Source organism: Novosphingobium sp., from assembly GCF_024642085.1.
In the GTDB taxonomy this organism is placed as follows: domain Bacteria; phylum Pseudomonadota; class Alphaproteobacteria; order Sphingomonadales; family Sphingomonadaceae; genus Novosphingobium.
Genome location: NZ_JAHEBV010000062.1, coordinates 1 through 2572, shown reverse-complemented (window position 1 = coordinate 2572; position 2572 = coordinate 1). Strand labels below are relative to the sequence as shown.

The 2572-nt window shown below is 56.9% G+C and carries 5 protein-coding genes; 3 read left to right on the top strand and 2 right to left on the bottom strand.

Annotation, left to right across the window (positions count from 1 at the left end; translation table 11 throughout):
* A partial coding sequence (locus Q0L62_RS13035; protein WP_296680601.1) for a GatB/YqeY domain-containing protein occupies window positions 1-426 on the bottom strand: 426 nt, incomplete at its 3' end.
* A gap of 38 nt (window positions 427-464) precedes the next feature.
* Window positions 465-680, bottom strand: coding sequence for a 30S ribosomal protein S21 (rpsU, locus tag Q0L62_RS13030; protein ID WP_296680598.1), 216 nt, complete (start codon window positions 678-680; stop codon window positions 465-467).
* A 116-nt stretch (window positions 681-796) separates the two neighbouring features.
* On the opposite strand from rpsU, the gene tsaD reads away from it, so the two are divergent.
* The 3 genes from tsaD to folK all read left to right on the top strand — a co-directional run.
* Window positions 797-1825 carry a tRNA (adenosine(37)-N6)-threonylcarbamoyltransferase complex transferase subunit TsaD gene (tsaD, locus tag Q0L62_RS13025; protein ID WP_296680596.1) on the top strand — a complete coding sequence of 343 codons (1029 nt, stop codon included), beginning with the start codon at window positions 797-799 and terminating at the stop codon, window positions 1823-1825.
* 9 nt (window positions 1826-1834) lie between these two features.
* Window positions 1835-2194 (top strand): dihydroneopterin aldolase, encoded by a 360-nt coding sequence (folB, locus tag Q0L62_RS13020; protein WP_296680593.1) that lies wholly within the window; start codon window positions 1835-1837, stop codon window positions 2192-2194.
* The coding region (gene folK / locus Q0L62_RS13015) for a 2-amino-4-hydroxy-6-hydroxymethyldihydropteridine diphosphokinase (RefSeq protein ID WP_296680590.1) at window positions 2181-2572 on the top strand (392 nt) is incomplete at its 3' end. The genes folB and folK, both read left to right, overlap by 14 nt.

Below are 2572 nucleotides of genomic sequence, written 5' to 3'. Positions count from 1 at the left end.
AATCACTTTGCCCATGGCCTGCGGGCCGCTGGCACCGGTATCGGCTATGGCCTGAGCAATCATGGCCTGAATTTGCTCCTGGCTTAAGGGCTGTGGCAGATAATCCTGGATAATTCCAGACTCGAAGATTTCGATCTCGGCCAAATCGTCGCGGCCGGCGGCTTGGTATTGCTGGATCGAATCCTTGCGCTGTTTCATCATTTTTTCCAGCACAGCCAGCACCCGCTCATCTGTCATTTCAACACGCTCGTCGACTTCCTTCTGCTTGATGGCGGCGTTGATCAGACGGATGACGCCCAATCGGCCTTTGTCGCCGGCTTTCATCGCGGTTTTCATATCGTCGGTGAGTTGTGCTTTCAATGACATGGCAATCTCCGTTTTCTCATAGGGGAATAAACACAAAAAGCCGGAAACGCGGATGCGCAACCGGCTTTGTGGCGCGAGCCTTGCGGCTCAGCGAAACATCAATACATGCGTTGACGTTTGGTGATATCGCGCGAGCTGCGGCGGGCCTGGCGTTTCACGGCGGCGGCGGCTTTGCGCTTACGTTCCTGCGTCGGCTTTTCGTAGAATTCTTTCTTGCGGGTATCGGCCAAGACACCGGCTTTTTCGCAGGTGCGCTTGAAACGGCGCAAGGCAAATTCAAACGGTTCGTTTTCGCGGACTTTCACATTAGGCATGGTAGCTCCAAAAAATTGATTTCCCGGCGGATGCGTTTTCCTGCCAGAGAGCCGGTTATCATAAGGGAACAGGCGCGTTTTTGCAAGTATATCGCGCGGTATTGAAAGGACAGGGCATGCGGGTATTGGGCATTGAATCCAGCTGTGACGAAACCGGTGTGGCGCTGTACGACAGCGCCAAGGGCTTGTTGGCACAGGGATTGTACAGCCAAATCGACCTGCATGCGGCCTACGGCGGGGTGGTGCCGGAGCTGGCCAGTCGCGACCATGTGCGCAAATTGTTGCCCTTGATTCAGCAAACCCTGCACGATGCCGGCCTGACTTTGACCGATATCGACGGTGTGGCCTATACCGCCGGCCCCGGATTGGTGGGGGCATTGATGGTGGGTGCAGCTACCGGCCGTGCCATGGCGTGGGCGCTGAATGTTCCGGCCATTGCCGTTCACCATATGGAAGGCCATTTGTTGGCGCCTTTGCTGGAAGATAATCCGCCCCAGCCGCCGTTTGTGGCGCTGTTGGTCTCGGGCGGGCATACCCAGCTGATGCAGGTAAATGCGTTGGGCGATTACGTCTTGCTGGGCGAAACCCTGGATGACGCCGCCGGTGAAGCCTTCGACAAAACCGCAAAATTAATGGGGCTGCCTTACCCCGGTGGCCCGCAACTGGCCAAAGCGGCGCTCAGCGGACGGCAGGGTGCATTCAAATTTTCCCGGCCAATGGTGAACCGGCCGGGCTTGGATTTCAGCTTTTCCGGCCTGAAAACCCAGGTATTGCTGGCCTGGCAGGCCAGCACACAGACCGAGCAAGACATGGCTGACATTGCCCTGGCCTTTGAGGAGGCAGTAGTGGATACCTTGGCCATCAAATGCGAGCGCGCCCTGGAGCTGACCGGTTGTTCGCGCTTGGTGGTATCCGGTGGTGTGGGTGCCAACCGCTATCTGCGTGACCAATTGCAGCAGCGCACGGCTAAACGTGACGCACAGGTGTTTTTCCCTCGGCTTGATCTGTGTACCGATAACGGCGCTATGATTGCCTATGCCGGTTATCTGCGTTTGGCCGCGGGCCAAAGCGAGCCGCCGGTGGTGGCTTGCAAGCCGCGCTGGGATCTGGCCGGCTTGCCGCCGCTTTCACACGTTGCCCCGTAAGGTATGGCCATGGATAAAGTCTTTATTGAAGCCCTGCAGATTGAATGCATCATCGGTATTTACGATTGGGAGCGCACCATCAAGCAACCGATCGTACTGGACATCGAAATGGCGTTCGATAACCGCATTCCGGCGGCCAGCGACAACATCGAACATACCTTGGATTACAAGGCGGTCAGCAAGCGCTTGATCCAGTTCGTCTCGGAATCCAGTTTCGGGCTGGTGGAAACGCTGGCCGAACGCTGCTGCGACATCATCCTTGACGAGTTCAAGGTGTCAAAGGTAAAGCTGAAGCTCAGCAAGATCGGCGCGGTGCGCGGCGCAAAAGCCGTGGGCGTGAAGCTGAAACGCACGCGTGAGCACGCATAAAGCCTACCTGAGTCTGGGTTCCAATCAGGACCCGGAAAAAAACCTGCTTTCGGCGGTAATAGCCCTGCGCGAAACCTTCAAAAACGTGGTGGTGTCCGATTGGTTTCCTACCAAGGCTGTGGGCTTCAATGGCCCGGACTTCATCAATGCCGCCGCCATTATTGAAACCGAATGGGATGTGGTTACCTTGGATGCTTGGCTGCACACGCTGGAGGATCGGCACGGCCGCCGCCGCGATGTGCCGCGTTTTTCCAGCCGAACGCTGGATATCGACATCATCTTCTTCGACGATTTAGTGCTGAATGGCCCCGGCAATCTGCAAATCCCCCGGCCGGAGTTGAAGCATGCCTTTGTACTGGAGCCGTTGGCCCAAATTGC